Origin of the sequence: Amycolatopsis alkalitolerans (assembly GCF_006152065.1) — a bacterium.
GTDB classification, from domain to species: Bacteria; Actinomycetota; Actinomycetes; order Mycobacteriales; family Pseudonocardiaceae; genus Amycolatopsis_E; species Amycolatopsis_E alkalitolerans.
The window spans coordinates 291,444-311,942 of sequence record NZ_VDFW01000001.1 but is presented as its reverse complement, the minus strand read 5'-3'; the positions used below and the strand labels follow the sequence as shown (position 1 = coordinate 311,942).

The window sequence follows — 20,499 nt, the reverse complement described above, 5'->3', positions numbered from 1 at the left end:
GGAGGGGATGCACGATGTCGAAAATCATGATCGGGGCCGCCGCGGTGGCGGCGGTGTGCGCATTGTCGTTCGGGGGAGTCGCGCAGGCGGCCGAGAGCATCGGCCCGGTGAGCACGGGGGCGACCGCTCATCAGGTGGCGGCGTCCGGCCCGGGTGACAATGCGGCCACCTCCGGTCCACACGCCGCCGCAGCTACGACCGGCGGCACAGCGCCGTCCGGCGGCACAGCGACGTCAGGTCTGCGCGACCGCGCGGCGGCATCCGACGCCGCGGCGACGACCGGCGGCACAGCGCCGTCCGGCCTGCCCGACGGCGCCGCGACGTCCGGCGGTGCGGCAACGCCCGATGACCCGGCGACATCCGGCCCACGCGATGCCGCAGCGACATCTGGCCCGCGTGACAGCGCGGCGGCGTCCGAACAGCCGGACAGCGCGCCGGCCCAGCCGCCCAGCGAGACGCGAGCAGTCGTCGTAGGCGCGATGGCGTTCGTGCTGATGATCGGCGCGGCGGGTGCGGTGCTCTGGTACACGGCCCGAAGCCGCCATTCCACGAAGTGATTTACCCCACACCACGGTAACGTGAGCCGTGATCAAGGCGGTTTCACGCGCGCAAATGCCATTCTCGTCCCCTGAGGGAACGCCATGAACCGCACCGCCTCCGCCCTGACCGCCGCTCAGCGCGCTTGGGTCGCCGCCATCTCCACGACGACCACGTTGCTCGTCGTGATCGCCCTCGGATTCGCCGGTTTCACCGGCTGAACCTCTCCACGTGTCTTCAGCCGCGCGAGGTCCTGAGCCACGGCGCGGTTGGTCACACGTTGAAACGGAACTCCACCGAGTTGCGTCACGAAAACACATCTGTCCCGAGGAGCTACGAAAGCGCCCGGACGAAGTCAGCAGCCAGCCGATCCAGGAAGGCATTGTGATCAAGCCCCGCGGTCGGCTGCACGCCAGGCGGCAGATCACACATGAAGTCGAGATGCCCGACCCCGTCGTACGAGCGGATCTCGACACTCCCGCGCACCGCCCGGAGCAACTCTGCGCTCGACGGCGGCGTCACGACGTCGGACGAACCGACGAAGACGGTCGTCGGAACAGTCACCCGATCCAGCGCACCCGAGCCCTGGAACCAGCCCACCGTCGGGGCGAGAAGCACCAGCCTGCTCACCCGAGGCTCAGCCGGCACCTCGAGCGGCTGCCGATCACGGCCACAGGGCAGAGCGCCCGCCAGGCAAAGGGCCGCCCACGCCCCTGCCGAGTGTCCCGCTGCGACCACGGGAAGGTCTGGACGGTCGACCGCTGCGAGAGCGGTCTGCAGACCGTCGGCACGCTCAAGCATCTGGTCGTCGGTGACCGTTCGGCCGTCGAAGCGCTCATGGATCGGGGCGGCGACGGTGTAGCCGTCCGCCGCAGCGGCCTCGAGAACGTGCCGGTAGCGATCCGGGGCACCGCCCGCCCCGGGTCCGAACAACACGATTCCGCGGGGGCTCTCAGCCTCGATCAGCGTCACGTCCATGGGCCTTATGCTGCTCCACGCGGCGAGCAGACCCGGCGAGGGAATGCTTCAGAAATCAGACGTTGAACCGGAACGCGACTACACGTTGAAGCGGAACTCGACCACGTCGCCGTCCGCCATGACGTAGTCCTTGCCCTCCATGCGGACCTTGCCAGCGGCGCGGGCGGCCGCCATCGAGCCGGCGGCCATGAGGTCGTCGAACGAGACCACCTCGGCTTTGATGAACCCGCGCTCGAAGTCGGTGTGGATCACGCCAGCCGCCTGCGGCGCCGTCGCGCCCTGCGGGATCGTCCACGCGCGCGCCTCCTTCGGGCCCGCCGTGAGGTAGGTCTGGAGGCCAAGCGTGTGGAACCCGGCGCGTGCCAGCGCGTACAGCCCGGGCTCGGGCTGGCCGACGGACTCCAGCAGCTCGCGGACGGACTCCTCGTCGTCCAGCTCGAGCAACTCGGCTTCGATCTTCGCGTCGAGGAAGACCGCGTCCGCCGGTGCGACGAGCTTGGTCAGCTCCGCCCGTTTGGCCTCGTCGGTGAGCACGCCTTCGTCGGCGTTGAACACGTACAGGAACGGCTTCGTCGTCAGCAAGCTCAGCTCGCGAAGGAGACCCGTGTCGAGCTCCTTCTGCGCGGAGAAGAGCGTGCGACCACCGTCGAGAATCTGCTTGGCCTGCTGGACAGCCTCGAGCGCCGGCCGGTTCTCCTTCTTGGTGCGTGCCTCTTTTTCCAGCCGCGGCAACGCCTTCTCCAGGGTCTGGAGGTCCGCGAGGATCAGCTCGGTGTTGATCGTCTCGATATCCGCCGACGGGTCCACCTGGCCGTCGACATGCACCACGTCCGGGTCGTCGAAAACGCGGATCACCTGGCAGATCGCGTTGGCCTCGCGGATGTTCGCGAGGAACTTGTTGCCGAGACCCGCCCCTTCGGAGGCGCCCTTCACAATGCCCGCGATGTCGACGAAGGACACCGTGGCCGGGACGATCCGTTCGGAGTGGAACACCTCGGCGAGCTTGTCCAGCCGGTCGTCGGGCAGCGGCACGACCCCGACATTGGGCTCGATCGTCGCGAACGGATAGTTCGCGGCGAGCACGTCGTTCCGGGTCAGTGCGTTGAACAGGGTCGACTTGCCGACGTTGGGCAGTCCGACGATGCCGAGGGTGAGACTCACGGAGGACCAGTTTAGTTGCGCGCCGTCGCTGGCCTCACCGCCCGGTCGCGTAGGCCACGCCGACCAGCTGCGAACCCGCAGCCCCGTTCGGTCATCGCCACGACCAGGCAGCTCATGGTCGTGTCGGATTTCCGCCAGTCAACCGTCTGACCTGCTGGCAGTATCGAACCCATGACAGCCGTAGTCACCGGGGCCGGGCTCACCGGCCAGGCGCTTTGGCGAGACACGGAGCGCTGTTACCGCGCGCTCGCATCCCGCGACGCCCGCTTCGACGGGCAGTTCATCGTGGCCGTCAAGACCACGGGTATCTACTGCCGGCCGTCCTGCCCCGCGCTCACCCCGAAGGCCGCCAACGTGCGGTTCTACCCGACCTCCGCCGCGGCCCAGTCCAGCGGCTTCCGCGCGTGCCGGCGCTGCCTGCCGGACGCGGTCCCGGGCTCTCCCGAGTGGAACCTTCGCGCCGATCTCGCCGCCCGCGCGATGCGCCTGATCGCCGACGGCGTCGTCGAGCGCGACGGCGTACCGGGCCTGGCGCACCGGCTCGGCTACTCAGAACGGCAGCTCGGCCGCGTGCTCACCGCCGAGCTGGGCGCGGGCCCACTGGCACTGGCCCGCGCCCACCGCGCCCACTCGGCGAGGCTGCTCATCGAGCTGTCCGAGCTACCACTCGCGGACGTCGCGTTCGCGGCCGGATTCTCGAGTGTCCGCCAGTTCAACGACACGATCCGCGAGGTCTTCGCCCGCACGCCGTCCCAGCTGCGTGCCTCGGCCACGGCTTCACGCGGGCGGCCGGAAGACGCGCACGCCGACGAGACGACCGGCACGAGGCTGAGCCTGCGCCTGCCGTATCGCAAACCGTTCGATGCCGCCGGCATATTCGGTTTTCTCGCCGCTCGGGCCGTGCCGGGCGTGGAGTGGGTCGACGACGGCGGCTTCGGCCGCACGCTGCGGCTGCCCCACGGCCCGGCGAGCATCGTGCTCACCCCGAAGGACGGTCACGTCCGCTGCGAGCTGCACCTCGCGGACGTGCGTGACCTGGGCAGCGCCGTCGCCCGGACGCGCCGTCTGCTGGACCTCGACGCCGACCCTGAAGCAGTGCGCCGCGTGCTCAGCGCCGACGCCACCCTGGCACCCGCCGTCGCGGCGGCACCGGGCATCCGGGTACCCGGCGCCGTCGACGGCCCGGAGCTGCTGCTGCGAGCCATGCTCGGCCAGCAGGTCTCCGTCGCCGCCGCCCGCACGGCAGCCGGACGCCTCGCCGAAGCCCTCGGCGAACAACTCCCATGGGGCACGCTGTTCCCCACGCCGGAGACGGTCGCCGAACGCGGACGCGACGTCCTGCGCGGACCGGAGCGCCGCACCGAGGCCATCTGCGCGGCTGCGGAGGCAATGGCCTCGGGCGCGGTCGACGTGCACGTCGGCCGCGATGCCGGCGAACTGCGCGCCGAACTACTCGCCCTGCCAGGCGTCGGCCCATGGACCGCCGACTACGTGCTCATGCGTGTCCTGGGCGCCCCGGACCTGCTCCTCGCGGACGACCTGGTGGTCCGCAAGGGAGCGGCGGCCCTGGGCATCACCGGACTCACCGAGCACTCCCAGGCCTGGCGCCCGTGGCGCTCCTACGCCGGCATGTACCTGTGGCGCAGCGCCTGACCGAACCGAGACCCAAAAGCCGTAAGGAGAGAACCCAATGAGCATCGCCCACTGGTCCACAATGGACACACCCATCGGCCCGTTCACGGCCGTCGTCGCATCCGACGGCGCCGTCCTGGCTTCCGGCTGGACCGCCGACCTGAATGCGCTCACCCCGCAGATCTCGCGTTCACTCGTTCCGGGTGAGCTGCGCGAGAAGCGCGACCTCGGCGCGGTCAGTACCGCGGTTCGCCGTTACCACGCCGGCGCACTGGACGCCATCGACGACATCCCGGTGCGTCAGCGCTCGGGCGAGTTCCTGCAGCACGCTTGGGACGTGCTGCGGACGGTGCCGGCTGGAAAGCCCGTCACCTACAGCGACTACGCCGCGCTCGCCGGCCGACCCGCGGCCATCCGGGCGGCCGCGTCCGCCTGCGCTCGCAACGCCGCCGCGCTCTTCGTGCCCTGTCATCGGGTCCTGCGCATCGGTGGCGCGATGGGCGGTTTCCGCTGGGGCATCGAGGTCAAGCGCTGGCTGCTCGATCACGAGTCACCCGAGCTCCGTTAGCGGGCCTTCCGAAGGCGGCTTGCGTAGCGGTGCGGGTGGCGGCGCCGGTTGACAGCCCACGACGAGCGGCTCCGCCGCTGGTCAAACACAACCTAGCTCATATCCGCACCTCCAGGGTCGAACCGGTCCGCGCCTTGCGCACCCGCAACCGGGTCGGAATGCGCTGGCGCAGCTCCTCGACGTGAGAGACGAGGCCGACGACTCGTCCTCCAGCCCTAAGCTCGTCGAGGATGTCCATGACGACGTCGAGGGTTTCGGCGTCCAGCGTGCCGAAACCCTCGTCGACGAAGAGAGTGTCGAGCAGCGCGCCGCCCGTTTCGGCGGCGACGACGTCCGCGAGGCCGAGGGCCAGCGCGAGCGAGGCCAGGAACGACTCGCCGCCGGACAAGGTCTTCGCGGGCCGGACGGTGCCCGAATAGTCGTCCAGCACATCCAGCGCGAGGCCGCCTCGGGTGCCGCGCGAACCCGCCCGGTCGGAATGCACGAACGAATAGCGGCCCTGGCTCATCGCCCCGAGCCGTGTCGTGGCGGCAACCGCCACCTCCTCGAGCCGGGCTGCGAGGACGTACGACCGCAGGGACATCCGGCGCGCGTTCTGGCCCCGCCCGTTGACGACATCGGTCAGCGCGTCGAGCTCGTCGAACTCGTCCTCCAGCGGCCTGATCGCTTCGGCCGCGGCGGATAGCCGGGCGGCCAGCGTCTCCAGCTCGTTCACCCGCGTGGTAGCCGCACGCAGTGTCGCGACCGCGGCCTCGGAATTTTCGCGAGCTTCCCGCGCCGACGTCGCCGCCGACTCCACGTCGATCTGATCGTCCGGCGAGACGCCCGCGAGCTCGGGCTCGGCGAGTGCGGCGCGGGCCGCCGCCTCCTCGGCCGCAGCCTGCGAAAGCCGCTTTTCCAGCCGTGCCACGGTCTCGTCCGGCCGCGCCGCCGCCCGTACTTCTTCGACCGTCGCGAAACCCGCCTTCGCGAGGCTTTCCCGCAGCTCCTCGCGGCGCTGCTCGAGCTGCCGTTCGGCGGCGACCCGCTCCGACCGCGCGTCGGTCAGCGTGTCGAGCGCGCGCACGACCAGCCCGAGCTGCGCCCGTCGCGCGGCGACGTCCGAGTACTCGCCGCGAGCCTCGTCCAGCCGACGTGCTCGCTCTTCCGTCTGCTCCAGCAGCGTGCGCCGGCGAGCCTCGGCCGCGGTCGCCGCCTGCTCGGCCGCGCGTAGCTTGCCCGTCAGTGACTGCGCCTCGGCCTCGGCGGACCGGGCCTCGCTCGCCAGCCGCGCCCGCTGCTTGACCTGCGCTTCGAGCTCTTCCACCTGACCGCGTACCAGCCGCAGGTCGGCGTTCAGGTCTTCGCCGCCGCGACCCTGCAAGCGTTCACACAGCGCGGCGAGGGCAGTCTCGGCCCCACGTTTGGCTACCTCGGCGGCGCTTCGCCTGCGTTCGGCGCGGCTCTCCAGCGACTCGGCCTCGGCCTCCTGTTCCCGGTCCACCGACCCGTCCGCAGGACGGGCGAGAGCCGGATGCCTGGCGGCACCGCAGACCGGGCAAGCCTCACCGTCGGCGAGTCCAGCGGCGAGTTCGGCGGCCATGCCATCGAGCCTCAGCTCGCGCAGCCTCAGCCGGCGCGCCCGCGCTTCCTGGTGCTCATCCGTTGCCGCGCGGACGCGATCGTCCGCGACGGTCACCGCCTGGATCGCGCCGGGCAGTCGCTCGGCATCCCGGACAGCATCGGCCAGCTCAGACTGCTGGGCGCGCAGCGCTTCGAGACGCACGGCAGCCGCGTTCGCGATCTCGAACTGCTGCCGCAACTCCTCCACGCGCTGTGGGATGCCATCGAGCTTCTCGCTCAATACCAGAGCGCTCGCCCTGGCCTCCTGCACCTTGTCGACGAGCTGCTCGATCTCGCGCTGATCGCGCGCCTGCTGCTCCGCCTCCGCGACCAGACCGGCCAGCGCTCCAGCTTCTTCGCGCAGCAGCCCGGCAAGACGCCGGAGCTCCACCACGTCTGCTTGCCCGCCCGCGTGCCCGGTCGCGGCGAGTTCGTCCGCCCGAATCCGTTCCGTGGCAAGGGCTTCCCCGAACCGCCCGGCAGCGCGGTCCGCCTGACTCACCGTTCCCGCCACGGTGGCCGCGCGGCGAGCAGCCGCGACCTCGGCTGCCCAACCGTTTCGTTCCGCCTGCTGCTCTTCCAGAGCGGACAGGCGTCGATGAGCCGTGCGCAGACGATGCACGCGTTCCGACGCCGTCCGGCGTTCCGCGAGCAGCCTGTCCGCCGAATCCCAGGCAGCGCGCGCCTGTTCCTCCGCCGCCTGCGCACCCGCCACCGCGTCCGCAGCGCTTTGTCGGACGGCGGCGACCCACTCGGCGAGATCGCGCTCGGGCGCCTCTTCACCGGCGACCTGCGCGAACCGCGCCGTCCACCTGCCGAACTCCTGCCCACGCCGGTCCAGCTCGTGCCTCTGCTGGACACGAAGATCACGGAACCAGGCCTCCACGTCGGCGAAACGCCTGGTACCAAACAACCTCTCGAGCAGCTTCTCCCGTTCGTCGGTCTCGGCGCGCAGGAAGCGTGCGAACTCTCCTTGCGGCAACAGGACGACCTGGAAGAACTGTTCGGCGTTCATCCCGAGCAGCCCCTGGACCGTGCGACCGACCTCGTCGATCCTGGTCAGGCCTTCGGCGGGAAAGCCTTCCGGAGCACCACCGAGCCAGGCGAGCGAGGCCTTCGCCTGCTGCTTGGTAGTACCGTCGCCGCGACGTTTCGGCCGGTGATACTCAGGACTGCGCACGAGCCGCATCCGTTGCCCCTGCACGGTCAGTTCGAGCACGACTTCGGTCAGTTCGTCCGGCTCGGCGAAGTCACATCGCAGCCGCTTGACCTCGCCTCGCGCGCCGGGGACGGAGCCGAACAGGGCGAACGCGACGGCGTCGAGAAGCGTCGTCTTGCCCGCTCCGGTATCGCCGTGTAGGAGGAACAGGCCGTCCGAACCGAGCGCGTCGAAATCGACCACCGCACGCGTCCGATAAGGACCGAACGCGGTCACCTCCAAGCGATGCAGCCTCATTCCTCACCTCTGCCCGCGTTCTCCAGAGCACTGCGCAACAGCTTCTCCTCACGTGCGTTCGGCGGCGCACCTCGGCAGTCGTCGAGGAAACTCCGGGCGATCTCGCTGTCCGGCCGACCGCGCACCGCCTCCGCGTAACGCAACGCGGCCGTCGCTTTGCCGTTCTCCGGCTGCCATTCCAGGTGCACCGCATGGGGAAACCGCTCTCGCAGACGGCGCATCGCATCGACAGGGCGAACGGAATCCGTGAGCGTGACGGAGAGATAGCAGTCGGCCAGTTCGGCGTGCTCCTCCGCGCCGAGCAGCCAGCCGATGCTCCCGGTGAGCTTCGCGAGCCGGCGGGGCACCGGCAGTTCGTGTCGCCGCACCTCAGCGAGCCCACCGGCGTCGAAGTCCACAAGCCACACGGATTTCCGTTGGAGCGCCTCGGAAAACGAGTAGGCGAGCGGGCTTCCCGCATATCGCAGATGCTCCGCGAGCGTCTGCGGCCCGTGCAGGTGCCCCAGCGCGACATAGTCCACTCCGTCGAAGACGTCGCCGCCGACTTGCTCGACCCCACCGACCGCGATCGTGCGCTCCGACTCCGTCGCGCGCCCTCCCGTCACGAACGCGTGCGCGAGCACCACCGACCGGGTGCCGGGCGCACGGGTGGCCAGATCGGCCCGGACGCGACGCATCGCTTCGGCGAGAACACCGTTGTGCCCCTTGGCATCCGGAACACCGAGAGCATGCCGCGCCGGCTCCGGCTCGAGATAAGGGATTCCATAGATCGCGACCGGACCGTGCCCGTCCTCGATCAGCACGGGATCGGCGATCCGGTCCGCCGAGGTGCGCAGGTGCAGCCCGCCGGCCGCGGCGAAATCACCGAACGCGCCGAGTCGTGGCGCGGAATCGTGGTTCCCGGAGGTGAGCACGAGCTGCGCACCGGCCGCGCGAATCCTTGCCATGGCACGATTCGCGACCTGCACGGCCTCCGCCGAAGGCACCGCGCGGTCGTAGACGTCGCCGGACACCAGGACGGCGTCGACCGACTCGGCGGTCACCAGGTCCGCCAGGTGGCCGAGCACGAAGGCCTGCTCGGCGAGCAGATCCGCGCTGTGGAACGTACGTCCGACGTGCCAGTCGGAGGTGTGCAGGAATCTCACGAGGCCCAAGTTAAAGCCGACCACCGACAGAAACGTGGAGACATGCCGCACCGCTTCACCCGAACGTGTGTTCGACCGGTCCGGTCGCCGGTTTTGTCGGTGGGCTCCGCCATGATGCGAGAGCACGGACCGAGATCGGAGAAGGGAGGGACGACGTGGCATCCACCGTGATCAGCACGGCGGCCATCGTCATCGCGTTGGCACTACTGGTGGCGATCGTCCTGCTCTGGCGGCTCTACACGGACAGCATGCGCCGTGCGGACGCCGTCGCGCGGCAGGTCGAGGTCGAGCGCTCACGCGTGGATCAGCAGCAGGCGGCCCTGCGCCGGTACGAGGTGGCGTTCGCCTCGATCAGCGGCAGGGGCGAACTGGGGGAACAAGTTCTGGCGGAAACCGCGCGGGCGCTGGGTCTGCGGGAGGGACTGCACTTCACCCTGCAGACCGACCTGGCGGGCGGCGGCGCGGCGAAACCGGACATGGTGCTCCGGGTCGGTGGCGATCGCACCGTCCCGGTGGACGCGAAGGCGAGCATGGCGTGCTGGGCCGAGGCCGTCGAGACGGACAATGCCGACGAACGGCTCGATGCGCTCCGGGTGCACGTGCGCAACCTGCGTTCGCGGGCCGCGGAACTGGCGGGCAAGGGTTACCAGCGCTGGGCGGACGGTATCTACGGCACGGTCATGTTCGTTCCCTCCGACGCGGCGGTCGTCGCCGCGCTCGACACCGATCCCGAGCTGCTGCGGTGGATGCTGGACCGGCGGGTCTTCCTGTGTGGCCCGACGGGGTTCGCGGTCGTGGCTTCGGCGGCGTTGTTCGCGGCGAGCGACCGGGCGGTCGTCGAGGACATCGAACGAGTCCGAGCCGGGGCCGGAGCCGCGCACCGGGCGGCGGGAAACGCTGTGGAGGCGCTCAACCTGTCCAGCACGCATCTGCAGCGTTTCCTGTCTGCCCGCCGGCGCGAGCTGGACGCGCTGGAGGGCTTCCGGGCATCGGTGACGCCGCTGACCGAAGCGTCCGGAACTCCCACCGAGGTGCCGGCGATCCGGAAGGGGGACGAACTGGCCACGAGCTGAACAAGCACCGGGTCCAGACCACCAATCGCCCGGGAGCCGTAACCAGCAGATTGCCAATAAGGTCAGCAGAGGTAAAAGCGCTGGTCAGCGTAGGCCGAATGGTCCATTGTGACCACGCCCTGGGGCCAACTGCGCGGAGCGGCGAGTGGTTCGTGTCCGCCAGGAGTTACGGTGTTGCTCTGTGACCGCCATTCGCGATCGGCAGAGCGATCCCGACGCCGACGAGGTAGCCGTGCCCTGGGACGCGCGTCCCATCGTCGGCGAGAGACGCGGGCTGCCCTGGTGGGGAGCCGTCCTGCTGGCGTTCGGCCTCGCCTTGCTGGGCGCGATCATCGACATGCAATTGCGGAGTGGCCTCGGCTGGGTGTTCGGGATCTGCTACTTCCTCGGTTCGGTCGGCGCGATCTGCGCGGTGCAGCGGCGCAGCCTCTTCGGGCCCATGGTGCAACCGCCGCTGGTACTGGCGATCGCCGTGCCGCTGGTGGTGCTGCTGATTTCCGGGCTGCCGGCGAACAGTGACACGCTTGCGAAGGCGCTCGCCGTGGGCACGCCGCTGATCAACGGGTTCCCGACGATGGCCGTCACCACCGGCTTCACGCTGGCCATCGGCATCCTCCGGCTGTACCGCGAACGGGACCCGAACTCGGCCGACAAGGCGCCGGCCAGGCGGCCTTCGGCCTCGCGTGGCGGCGGTGCGGCCGGTGGCCGGACCGGCAAGCCCGCGCGTGACGGTGCCGGGCGTGAGGACGCCCCGCGCGGGCGCCGGCCCGCCGATGGGCGTCGGCCGCAGAGGCCCGGTGCCAGCGAGCAGCATCCGTCGCTGCCGATGACGCCACGGCGACGTCCGGAGGACCTGCCGCCGCGTGGGGGGCCTGGTGGGCGCGGCGGCGAACCGCGTGGTGCCCGCCGTGACCGTGAGGGCGAGCCAGGTCCGCGCGGCGGCAAGGTGCCACCGCCGCCTGCGGCCCGCCGTGGGCGCCCGGCGCGCGGTGCGGCGCCGGACGACGAGCGTCGCCGTGGCGACGGCCCTGAGCCGCCAGGCGGCCGTCCTCGCCGGATGCCTCCGCGTGGCGGTGAGCCGCGTGGTGGGGGCGAACCGCCACGACGTGCACCCGGTCAGCGCGGTGGACCGCCTCCGCGTGCTCGCCGCCCCTGGGACGACGAGCGCTGACCTAAGCCGACCGCTCGCGGTGGGCGGTGCTGCCGTCCGGCTGCCCATGGGCGTGCCTCTGCCCGCCCGCTCACCGTGAGCGGGGGCCGCCGCAGGCCCGCTCGCCCATGAGTGCGCCGCCAGCCGACCGGCCTCACCATGAGTGCGGCGCCAGCCGACCGCCACCGCGAGCACGGCCGTCCACGGCGAGCACGGCCGCTGCATGCCCGCCTATCGCGAGCGCTGCCGCTGCACGGCCACCCACCGCGAGCACGCCCGCCGCGAGCGCTGCCTTTGTGCTCCCCCGCACCCATGAGCGCGGCTGCCAGCCGACCGGCCACCGTGAACGCGGGCGCCTGCCGACCCGCCGGCTGCGGGGGCGGGCGCACGGGCTGCCACGTGAAGGCGGGCGCCGCTGGGCCAGGCTCCGCCCGAATCCCGGTTACTTGGCTGCTTGGCGCAGTTCCCGCGGCAAGGCGAAGGCGATCTTCTCGTTCGCCGTGGTGACCTCGTCGACCTGGGCCCAGCCGCGCTCGGCGAGCCAGGCCAGCAGGTCCATCACCAGCACGTCCGGTACGGACGCACCGCTGGTGACGCCGACGGTCGTGACGCCCTCGAGCCAGGACTCGTCGACCTCGCGCGCGAAGTCGATCAGGTGCGCGTCACGAGCGCCCGCCTGGAGGGCGACCTCGACCAGGCGCTTGGAGTTCGACGAGTTGCGCGAACCGACCACCAGCACCAGATCGCACTCGGCGGCCATCGCCTTGACCGCGACCTGGCGGTTCGACGTGGCGTAACAGATGTCGTCGCTGGGCGGGTCGGCCAGGCCGGGGAAGCGCTCGCGCAACTGCTCGACGCGCTCCATGGTCTCGTCCACGCTCAACGTCGTCTGCGACAGCCACACGACCTTCGACGGGTCACGCACCTGCACGCCCGCCGCATCCTCAGGTGTGTCGACAAGCTGCACGCGCTCGGGCGCTTCGCCGGACGTGCCCTCGACCTCCTCATGTCCCTGGTGGCCGATGAGCAGGATGTCGTAATCGTCCTTGGCGAAGCGATTGACTTCCTTGTGCACCTTCGTGACCAGCGGGCACGTCGCGTCGATCGTGCGGAGGTTCCGCTCGGCGGCTTCGGCGTGCACGGCCGGAGAAACCCCGTGCGCGGAGAACACGACCAGTTCGCCGTCGGGCACCTCCGAGGTCTCGTCGACGAAGATCACTCCGCGTTCCCGCAACGTGTCCACGACGTGCCGGTTGTGCACGATTTCCTTGCGCACGTACACCGGCGGACCATAGAGTTCCAGGGCCTTCTCGACCGCGATCACCGCACGGTCCACCCCCGCGCAGTAGCCACGCGGTTTGGCCAGCAGTACTCGTTTGGCGGGCTCGGTGGCAGGGCTCGCTGCACTCATGCCACCAGGGTACGGGCCGGCACCGCTGTGCGGCCGGTCACGTCGGATAGGCCACCGGACATGATCGGTTGGGCAGGATGGCGCATGTGCGGCACGCTGTACGCATGAAGCCCCTCCCGTTCCCCCTCCGCGTCGCCGCGGGGCTGGCCGTGACGGCGGCCGAACAAGCCCGCGAGCTGCCGAAGAACCTGCTCGGGCTGCCGGTCACCGTGGTCTCTCAGGTCCTGCAGTTCTCCATGCGCCTGCAGCAACAGGTCACCGAACTCGCGATCAAGGGTGACGAGGCGCTGTCGTCGCTGCGCCCGGTCGAAGAGACCCCCGGCTGGGCCACGTTCGACGAGGACCTTCCGCCGGACGAGGAACCACCGAACGGCAACAACGGCCACCGTGCGGCGACCGTGCTCCGTGAGGTGAGCGAGAACGCCCGCGACCCGTGGGAACAAGAAGAGCGCGCGCTCGCCGAGGACCATCTCGAAGGCGAGTTCGACAGCGGAAACGGCACCGAAACCGGCGCAGTCGAGCAGATCGGCGGCGAGGCCGAGGAGATCGGTGCGTCCGGGCCTGAAGGCGTCGGATTCGAACCCGAAGGGCTGACCGGCTCGGCCGGGCTCGCCAACTACGACGAGCTCACCTTGCCCCAGTTGCGCGCGCGGCTGCGCAGGTTCACTCTCGGACAACTCGAGGAGCTCCTCGCCTACGAGCGCGCGCACGAGAACCGGCCGTCGTTCGTCGGGATGCTGGCGCGGCGGATCGGCAACGTCCAGCGACTGTCCGAAGGCGACAACGGCGGGGGTCCCGGCGGCCAGTGACCACCGACAACCGCCCGGCGGCCGGTGCCGATCAGGCCGCCACAAAGGACCAGACCAGCGCCGAGCATCCCTGGCCGGTCCGCACCGTCGCACGCAAGATCGCCGACTGGATCCACCGGCTCGGCGCCGTCTGGGTCGAGGGACAGGTCACGCAGGTCTCGGCCCGCCCCGGTACGCAGACCGCCTTCCTCACCCTGCGCGACCCCTCCGCCGACGTCTCGATGACCGTCACCGCGCCGATGCGGCTCGTACGAGCCATCGAGCCCCCGCTTCGCGAAGGGGCGAGCGTCGTCGTGTTCGCGAAGCCGGCGTTCTTCCTCGGACGCGGGACCATCAGCCTCCGCGCGGCCGAAATCCGCGCCGTCGGCATCGGGGAGCTACTCGCGCGGATCGAACGGCTCCGCCGCCTGCTCGAAGCCGAAGGGCTCTTCGCACCTGAGCGCAAACGCAGACTTCCCTTCCTCCCCAAGGGAATCGGACTCATCACCGGGCGCGCGTCGGCCGCCGAGCACGATGTCCTTGTCAACGCGCACAACCGCTGGCCCGCCGCGCCCATCCAGGTCATCAACACCGCCGTCCAAGGTCCCACCGCGGTCCCGCAGATCCGCAAGGCACTGTCCATTCTCGACAACGACCCGGACGTCGACGTCATCGTCATCGCCCGTGGCGGCGGCAGTGTCGAAGACCTGCTGCCCTTCTCCGACGAAGCGCTCTGCCGCGCCGTCTCGGCCACGCGCACGCCGGTAGTCAGCGCCATCGGGCACGAACCCGACACCCCGCTGCTCGATCACGTCGCCGACCTCCGCTGCTCGACCCCGACCGACGCGGGCAAGCGGATCGTTCCCGACGTCCGGGAGGAAACCGCGCGCGTCCACCAGATGCGCGACCGTGCCCGCCGCGCGCTGCACGGCTGGGTCGACACCCAGTGCCGCCTGCTCGACCAGCTCCGCAGCCGTCCCGCGCTCGCCGATCCGCTCGGCCCCGTCGAGCGCCGCGCGGAGGACGCCGAACTCCACCGGGAACGCGGACGCAGGGCCATGCTCAACACGCTGTCCCATGAACAGGTCGCCGTCGCGTCCGCGCGCGCCCGGCTGACCGCGCTCGGGCCGGCCGCGACGATGGCACGCGGCTACACGGTCGTGCAATATCCCGACGCCGAAGGCAACCTTCAGGTGCTCCGATCCATCTCTGAAGTGGCGGAGGGAACTTCGCTGCGCGTGCGGGTCGTCGACGGCGCCGTGCACGTGGTCGCACAGACGATCGAGCCTGGAGAGTAGGAAGTGCGCAGCCCCACGTTCCTGCCGCTCACCACCGGCGCCGCCGTGCACGCCGGTGCGCACGCCGTGCTGCATCGCGCCACCGAGGCGGACCGGGCCGCCGACGCCTGCTGGGCCTGCCTGCTGACCGGCGCCGATGCCGGCGAATGCGGCCTCGGCGCGTGGCTGCGCCGGCTGTCGGAGGCGACCTCCGCCTACACCGGCACCAGATGGTGGTTCGGCGCGGGTTCTCCGCACCGCGAGCGCGTCGCGCGGGCGCATGGCCGCATCGAGGACGCGATCACCGACGGTGACGGCAGCGAGTTCGCGCGCGCGTTCATGGGATACGACCACGCACTGGCGGGCGCGCTAGTCTGCACCAGTGAGCGAGGCCGCGGAAAACACAGAGCTCGGCTATGAACAGGCCCGCGACCAGCTCGTCGAGGTCGTGCGGGAGCTCGAGGCCGGCGGGCTGTCCCTGGAGCAGTCGCTGACGTTGTGGGAGAAGGGCGAGCACCTCGCGAAGGTCTGCGAGCGCCATCTCGAGGGCGCGAGAGAGCGCATCGAAGCGGCGCTGAAGTCGGTCGAGGACGACACTGAAGACGCAGAGTGAGTTTCACCATGCCGGGATTGTCCTGTGGCGCCCTCCCGGTCTGAGAGAATCGACATCCGCCCTGCACCCAACCGGGAGGCACCCCATGTCGAACGACACCTCGTCCCCCACCTCGGCCAGACGAAAGGAAGCGCCTGACCGCAACCTCGCGATGGAGCTGGTACGGGTCACGGAGGCGGCCGCGATGGCCGCGGGACGCTGGGTCGGCAAGGGCGACAAGAACAGCGGCGACGGCGCCGCGGTCGACGCCATGCGCCAGCTCATCTCGACCGTCTCGATGCGCGGCGTGGTCGTCATCGGCGAGGGCGAGAAGGACGAAGCGCCCATGCTCTACAACGGCGAGGAGGTCGGCAACGGCGACGGCCCGGCGTGCGACGTCGCGGTCGACCCGATCGACGGCACCACGCTGATGGCCAAGGGCATGCCGAACGCGCTCGCCGTGCTCGCGGTCACCGAGCGGGGGGCCATGTTCGACCCGTCGGCCGTGTTCTACATGGAAAAGCTCGCGGTCGGGCCGGAGGCGGCCGGGGTGGTCGACCTGTCCGCACCGGTCGTGGAGAACATCCGCCGGGTCGCGAAAGCCAAGCACAGCAACGTCTCCGACGTCACGGTCTGCATCCTCGACCGCCCCCGGCACGACCAGCTGATCAAGGAGGTCCGCGAGGCGGGCGCCCGGATCCGGTTCATCTCCGACGGCGACGTGGCCGGCGCGATCGCCGCCGCCCGCCCGAGCACGGGTGTCGACCTGCTGCTCGGCATCGGCGGCACCCCGGAGGGCATCATCGCCGCCTGCGCGATGAAGTGCCTCGGCGGTGAGCTGCAGGGGCGGCTGTGGCCGAAGGACGAAGCCGAGCGGGAGAAGGCCATCGCCGCGGGGCACGACCTCGACCGCATCCTGACCACCGACGATCTCGTGAGCGGGGACAACGTGTTCTTCTGCGCCACCGGCGTGACCGACGGCGACCTGTTGCGCGGCACCCATTACCGGGCCGGCGGCGCGACCACGCAGTCGATCGTCATGCGCTCGAAGTCGGGCACGGTCCGCATGATCGACGGCTACCACCGGCTGACCAAGCTGCGTGCCTACTCGTCCATCGACTTCGACGGGCAGCCCGGCGACGAAGACCACGTGCCGCCGTTGCCGTGAAGGGAGCGCTCATCGGCATCGCCGGCTGCCTGCTGGCGCTGCTCTTCCTCGTCCAGCCGGGTTCGGCCGCCGAACCCCGGATCGTCGGCGGCACGGAGGCCGATCAGCCCTACCCGTTCGCGGCGGCGCTGCAGACCACCGGCGGCGAGTTCTTCTGCGGCGGCTCGCTGCTCCAGGCGTCCTGGGTGGTCACGGCCGCGCACTGCGTGCAGGGCCGCGACCCGGCGTCGTTCACCGTCCGGGTCGGCAGCAACGACCGCACCCAGGGCGGAGAGGTGGCCAAGCCCGACAGGCTGGTCGTGAACCCCGGCTACAACCCGTCCGGCGCCGGCGGGGACATCGCGGTGGTGCACCTGTCGGCGCCGGTGACGGCCGCGCCGATCGGGCTCGGCACGGCCACGACCGTCGGCACCGCCGTGCGGCTGCTCGGCTGGGGCCAGACCTGCCCGACGGTCGGCTGCGGCCAAAGTCCCACGATGTTGCAGCAACTCGACTCGCATCTGGTCGACCCGGCCCGGTGCACGGCGCCGATCAACAAGGACGTCGAGTTGTGCACCGACAGCCCGGACGGCAAGTCAGGCGCCTGCTTCGGTGACTCCGGCGGCCCGGAGGTCGCGCAGGTGGACGGGCACTGGGCGCTGCTCGGGGTGACCAGCCGTCCCGGCGACGACTCTCCGACCTGCGCGAAGGCGCCGTCGATCTACACCTCGGCCGTCGCCTACGCGGGCTGGATCACGCAACTGCTCGCGCCGCCCCCGCCCAGCCCGAGCCCCACGCCGAGCCCGGCGCCCACTCCGAGCCCGGCGCCGGCACCAAGCCCGGCACCTTCGCCGACGCCGAGTACCACGCCCAGCCCGACCCCGTCGGCCTGAACGACACGGTCCAGCAGACCCCAGGGCCGGGGCTCATTCCGCGTTGCTGGAATGCCCGGGGAACAGGTGCGCTTCCGGGTTGAGCGCGACCGCGATGTTGTTGACGGCCGTCGCCGCCTCGCCGAATCCGGTCGCGATCAGCTTCACCTTGCCCGGGTACGCGGCGACGTCACCCGCGGCGTAGACGCGCCGGCGGGCGGTCGCCATGGTCGAGTCGACATTGATCGCGCGACGGTCGATCTCCAGCCCCCAGTTCTCGATGGGCCCGAGATCCGCGGTGAACCCGAGCGCCGCGACGACGGTCTGCGCGGGCAGCACGGCCGGCTCCTCGGTCCCTTTCGGGGTGACGAGCACCTCGCACAGGGCACCGTCCGCGCCGGCCCGCATCTCGGTGACCTCTGCGTCGGTGATCATGCGAATCCCCCGCTGCCGCGCCTCCCGCACGATCGACTCGGCGGCCCGGAACTTCGCGCGCCGGTGCACCAGCGTCACGCTCGACGCGATGGGCTCGAGCGCGAGCACCCAGTCGAACGCCGAGTCGCCGCCACCGACCACGACCACGTCCTGCCCGGCGTGCACGTCGAGCGACGGCACGAAATGGACCATCCCGCGGCCGAGCCACCCGTCACCGGCAGGCAGCGGCCGCGGGGTGAACTCGCCGATGCCGGCGGTGATCAGCACCGCGCCGGCATGCACGACGTCACCGCCGTCGAGCAGCACATCCAAGCCGTCCGGGCCGTCACGCAGGTGCTCCGCCTTGCGCCCGAGCAGGTATCCCGGCTCCCACGGCGCCGCCTGCTCGACCAGGCCCTTGATCAGGTCACGGCCGCGTACCGCAGGGAACCCGCCGACGTCGTAGATCATCTTTTCCGGATACATCGCCGTGACCTGCCCGCCGGTCTCGGGCAGCGAGTCGACGACGGCCATCGACAGCCCGCGGAACCCGGCGTAGTAGGCGGCGAACAATCCGGTCGGCCCTGCACCGACGATGAGCACATCGACCGAACGCTCCATGGGGTGTACCGCCCTCCGCCGGTGATCGGGACCGTCTAGATCGTAGCCACATCGCGTGCCGAAACACACGAGGCGGATGCCGTCGCGCTGCGCGAAACTGGCGTCATGGCTGAACAGGAATACCGGATCGAACACGACACGATGGGCGAGGTGAAGGTGCCCGTCGACGCGCTGTACCGGGCGCAGACCCAGCGTGCCGTCGAGAACTTCCCCATCTCCGGCCGCGGCCTGGAACGCGCCCAGATCCGCGCGCTCGGCCTGCTCAAGGCGGCCGCGGCCCGGGTCAACGTCCGGCTGGGGGTGCTCGAGCCCGAACTGGCCGGGGCGATCGCGGCCGCCGCCGACGAGGTGGCCGACGGCCGGTACGACGCGCATTTCCCGATCGACGTGTTCCAGACCGGGTCCGGCACCTCGTCGAACATGAACGCCAACGAGGTCATCGCGACGCTCGCGAGCCGCCGCCTGGGCACCGACGTGCATCCGAACGACCACGTCAACGCGTCGCAGTCGTCGAACGACACGTTCCCCACGACAATCCACGTGGCCGCCACGGAAGCGGTACTCACGGACGTGATCCCCGCTCTCGACCACCTGGCGAGCGCGATCGAGCAGCGCGCGGCGGGGTGGCAGGACGTCGTGAAGTCCGGCCGTACGCACCTGATGGACGCCGTCCCGATCACACTCGGCCAGGAGGCCGGGGCCTGGGCCGCGCAGGTCCGTTACGGCATCGAGCGCCTGCAGTCGGGCCTCGGGCGGCTCGGTGAGCTGCCCATCGGCGGAACGGCCGTGGGTTCCGGGCTGAACGCGCCCGAAGGCTTCGGCGCCGCCGTGGCCGAGGAACTCGCCCGTGTCACCGGCCTGCCGCTGACCGAGGCCCGCGACCACTTCGAGGCGCAGGCCAGCCAGGACGGCGTGGTCGAGACGTCGGCGAACCTGCGGACCGTCGCGGTGTCGCTGTGCAAGATCGCGAACGACCTGCGGTGGCTGGGTTCCGGCCCACGGACCGGTCTCGCCGAACTGGCCCTGCCCGACCTGCAGCCGGGCTCTTCGATCATGCCGGGCAAGGTGAACCCGGTGATCCCGGAGGCGACGCTGCAGGTCGTGGCCCAGGTGATCGGCAATGACGCAGCCGTCGCGTTCGCGGGTTCGCAGGGCAACTTCCAGCTCAACGTGAACCTGCCCGTGATCGCGCGCAACGTCCTCGAGTCGGCGCGGCTGCTCGCGGCCGTGTCACGGTTGCTGGCGGACAAGGTGTTCGCCGCGCTCACCGTGCACGCCGACCGCACCAGCGCGTACGCCGAGGGCTCGCCGTCGATCGTGACGCCGCTGAACAAGTACATCGGCTACGAAGAGGCGGCCGCCGTCGCGAAGCAGGCGCTCAGGGAACTGAAGACGATCCGCGAAGTCGTCATCGAGCGCGGTTACGTCGAGCAGGGCAAGCTCACCGAGGCTCAGCTCGACGAGGCGCTCGACGTGCTGCGTATGGCCCGTGGCGGGAAGTGATCAGGCCGCCGCCTCCAGCAACTGACGCGCCAGGCGTTTGGCGTTCGCCACCGCGCCGGGCACCACCTGCAGTGACTCCGCGACGGTGGCCCCCTCCAGCAGGATGAACAACGACTCCGCGAGCCGTGCCGGGTTGCGCAGGCCCGCCACGAGCTCGCGGAAGTAGGCCAGCTGCCACTCCTTCTGCGCCTGGATCACGCGCCGGCCCGGATGGTCCCGTTCGGGCAGCTCGGCGTGGGCGTTGACGAAACCGCATCCGCGCGCGGTCTCGTGCGCCATCCACTCTTCGAGCGCGTCGAACACCAGCAGTGGCCTGCGCACCGCGCTGGTGCGGGGACTGCGCGCCACCACCTCGCGCACGTGCGCGCGCCAGCGCTCGTCCCGCTGCGCCAGGTACTGGCCGACTAGCTCGTCCTTCGACCCGAACCGGTCGTACAGCGTCTTTTTCGTCACCCCAGCCTCGGCCGCGATCGTGTCCACCCCGACTGCGTGGATTCCCTTGGCGTAAAACAACTCCGCGGCGACATCGAGCACCCGTTGCGCCGCGGGCGTCAAGGTCTTCATCCCTTGAC

At 70.7% G+C, this 20,499-nt stretch carries 19 protein-coding genes; 12 read left to right on the top strand and 7 right to left on the bottom strand.

Annotated features, from left to right (window positions below; all coding sequences use genetic code 11):
- Positions 1-14: 14 nt before the first annotated feature.
- A complete protein-coding gene (locus FG385_RS01400) occupies positions 15-557 on the top strand; it encodes a hypothetical protein (protein ID WP_139094716.1) in 543 nt (180 codons plus the stop codon).
- 313 nt (positions 558-870) lie between these two features.
- Here the strand turns inward: FG385_RS01400 and FG385_RS01395 are convergent, their stop codons facing one another.
- The gene (locus tag FG385_RS01395) at positions 871-1,515 is read right to left on the bottom strand and encodes an alpha/beta hydrolase (protein WP_139094715.1); all 645 of its coding nucleotides are present in this window, start codon (positions 1,513-1,515) and stop codon (positions 871-873) included.
- Between the two features lie 78 nt (positions 1,516-1,593).
- Positions 1,594-2,676 (bottom strand): redox-regulated ATPase YchF, encoded by a 1,083-nt coding sequence (ychF, locus tag FG385_RS01390; protein WP_139094714.1) that lies wholly within the window; start codon positions 2,674-2,676, stop codon positions 1,594-1,596.
- A 171-nt stretch (positions 2,677-2,847) separates the two neighbouring features.
- On the opposite strand from ychF, the gene FG385_RS01385 reads away from it, so the two are divergent.
- The gene (locus FG385_RS01385; RefSeq protein ID WP_139094713.1) at positions 2,848-4,329 is read left to right on the top strand and encodes an AlkA N-terminal domain-containing protein; all 1,482 of its coding nucleotides are present in this window, start codon (positions 2,848-2,850) and stop codon (positions 4,327-4,329) included.
- Between the two features lie 37 nt (positions 4,330-4,366).
- A complete protein-coding gene (locus tag FG385_RS01380; RefSeq protein ID WP_139094712.1) occupies positions 4,367-4,876 on the top strand; it encodes a methylated-DNA--[protein]-cysteine S-methyltransferase in 510 nt (169 codons plus the stop codon).
- Between the two features lie 97 nt (positions 4,877-4,973).
- On the opposite strand, the gene FG385_RS01375 is transcribed toward FG385_RS01380, so the two are convergent.
- Together FG385_RS01375 and FG385_RS01370 are read right to left on the bottom strand one after the other, a co-directional pair.
- Complete coding sequence (locus tag FG385_RS01375) at positions 4,974-7,934, bottom strand: AAA family ATPase (protein ID WP_139094711.1); 2,961 nt, start codon at positions 7,932-7,934, stop codon at positions 4,974-4,976.
- The gene (locus FG385_RS01370) at positions 7,931-9,079 is read right to left on the bottom strand and encodes an exonuclease SbcCD subunit D (RefSeq protein WP_200834243.1); all 1,149 of its coding nucleotides are present in this window, start codon (positions 9,077-9,079) and stop codon (positions 7,931-7,933) included. The genes FG385_RS01375 and FG385_RS01370 overlap by 4 nt, the downstream gene beginning before the upstream one ends.
- Before the next feature lie 155 nt (positions 9,080-9,234).
- Between FG385_RS01370 and rmuC the strand changes: the two genes are divergently transcribed.
- Positions 9,235-10,152, top strand: coding sequence for a DNA recombination protein RmuC (rmuC, locus tag FG385_RS01365; protein WP_139094709.1), 918 nt, complete (start codon positions 9,235-9,237; stop codon positions 10,150-10,152).
- A 181-nt stretch (positions 10,153-10,333) separates the two neighbouring features.
- On the top strand, positions 10,334-11,323 hold the full coding sequence (locus tag FG385_RS01360) for a DUF6542 domain-containing protein (protein ID WP_139094708.1): 990 nt from the start codon (positions 10,334-10,336) through the stop codon (positions 11,321-11,323).
- Positions 11,324-11,744: 421 nt separating this feature from the next.
- On the opposite strand, the gene FG385_RS01355 is transcribed toward FG385_RS01360, so the two are convergent.
- Positions 11,745-12,713: a 4-hydroxy-3-methylbut-2-enyl diphosphate reductase gene (locus FG385_RS01355; protein WP_139094707.1), complete on the bottom strand. Its 969-nt coding sequence runs from the start codon at positions 12,711-12,713 to the stop codon at positions 11,745-11,747.
- Positions 12,714-12,817: 104 nt separating this feature from the next.
- On the opposite strand from FG385_RS01355, the gene FG385_RS01350 reads away from it, so the two are divergent.
- The 6 genes from FG385_RS01350 (at position 12,818) to FG385_RS01325 (ending at position 17,410) form a co-directional block, all read left to right on the top strand.
- A complete protein-coding gene (locus FG385_RS01350; protein ID WP_139094706.1) occupies positions 12,818-13,522 on the top strand; it encodes a lipid droplet-associated protein in 705 nt (234 codons plus the stop codon).
- Positions 13,519-14,799, top strand: a complete 1,281-nt coding sequence (gene xseA, locus FG385_RS01345) for an exodeoxyribonuclease VII large subunit (protein WP_139094705.1) — start codon at positions 13,519-13,521, stop codon at positions 14,797-14,799. Before FG385_RS01350 ends, xseA begins: the two co-directional genes overlap by 4 nt.
- A gap of 3 nt (positions 14,800-14,802) precedes the next feature.
- Positions 14,803-15,198 (top strand): hypothetical protein, encoded by a 396-nt coding sequence (locus tag FG385_RS01340; protein WP_139094704.1) that lies wholly within the window; start codon positions 14,803-14,805, stop codon positions 15,196-15,198.
- Positions 15,161-15,391 (top strand): exodeoxyribonuclease VII small subunit, encoded by a 231-nt coding sequence (locus tag FG385_RS01335; protein ID WP_139094703.1) that lies wholly within the window; start codon positions 15,161-15,163, stop codon positions 15,389-15,391. The genes FG385_RS01340 and FG385_RS01335 overlap by 38 nt, the downstream gene beginning before the upstream one ends.
- Positions 15,392-15,476: 85 nt before the next feature.
- Positions 15,477-16,538: a class II fructose-bisphosphatase gene (gene glpX / locus FG385_RS01330; protein ID WP_139094702.1), complete on the top strand. Its 1,062-nt coding sequence runs from the start codon at positions 15,477-15,479 to the stop codon at positions 16,536-16,538.
- Entirely contained in the window at positions 16,535-17,410 is an 876-nt protein-coding gene (locus FG385_RS01325; protein WP_139094701.1) for a S1 family peptidase, read from the top strand. Before glpX ends, FG385_RS01325 begins: the two co-directional genes overlap by 4 nt.
- A 33-nt stretch (positions 17,411-17,443) precedes the next feature.
- Here the strand turns inward: FG385_RS01325 and FG385_RS01320 are convergent, their stop codons facing one another.
- Positions 17,444-18,424: an NAD(P)/FAD-dependent oxidoreductase gene (locus FG385_RS01320; RefSeq protein WP_139094700.1), complete on the bottom strand. Its 981-nt coding sequence runs from the start codon at positions 18,422-18,424 to the stop codon at positions 17,444-17,446.
- Positions 18,425-18,529: 105 nt separating this feature from the next.
- Between FG385_RS01320 and FG385_RS01315 the strand changes: the two genes are divergently transcribed.
- Complete coding sequence (locus tag FG385_RS01315) at positions 18,530-19,927, top strand: class II fumarate hydratase (RefSeq protein ID WP_139094699.1); 1,398 nt, start codon at positions 18,530-18,532, stop codon at positions 19,925-19,927.
- Here the strand turns inward: FG385_RS01315 and FG385_RS01310 are convergent, their stop codons facing one another.
- On the bottom strand, positions 19,928-20,491 hold the full coding sequence (locus tag FG385_RS01310) for a TetR/AcrR family transcriptional regulator (protein ID WP_139094698.1): 564 nt from the start codon (positions 20,489-20,491) through the stop codon (positions 19,928-19,930).
- Positions 20,492-20,499 lie beyond the last annotated feature (8 nt).